Annotated in this window: 1 protein-coding gene; it reads right to left on the reverse strand. The window is 63.5% G+C overall.

All coding sequences use genetic code 11. From position 1 onward, the window contains the following. On the reverse strand, window positions 1-411 hold a 411-nt coding region (locus tag IAE38_RS23685; protein ID WP_236404394.1), incomplete at both ends, for an Ig-like domain-containing protein.

The following is a 411-nucleotide window of genomic DNA, read 5'->3' on the forward strand; positions in this document are numbered from 1 at the left end:
TCCAGCAATTCGCCGTTGGCTTGGGCTGGATTCAGCGTGATGCTAAAGGTGCCATCGGCATTGGCGACAGCACTACCAATCAACGTGCCATCTGCCCCACGGACTTCTACGCGAGAGCCAGCCGGCGCAGTACCGGTCAGCGCTGTACCGTCCGCGTTGACGGTCAGGTTGGTCGGGCTCTCCGGCGCGGTGGTAAGAGGGACCTCGTAATCCACGGCGACCGAAGCGTTACCGCTTGGGTCAATCTGCACCAGGCTCAATTGCTCGCCGGGCTGTGCAGCAGGATCAAGGCTGACCAAGAAGGTGCCATTGGCAGTGACCATGCCACGGCCCAGTAGATTACCGTCGGCGTCACGCACTTCGACGGTGGCGCCGGCTTCGCCTCGCCCGCTCAGGGCAGTGCCGCCAGGG

The organism is Pseudomonas sp. S32, from assembly GCF_016648095.1.
GTDB classification, from domain to species: Bacteria; Pseudomonadota; Gammaproteobacteria; order Pseudomonadales; family Pseudomonadaceae; genus Aquipseudomonas; species Aquipseudomonas parafulva.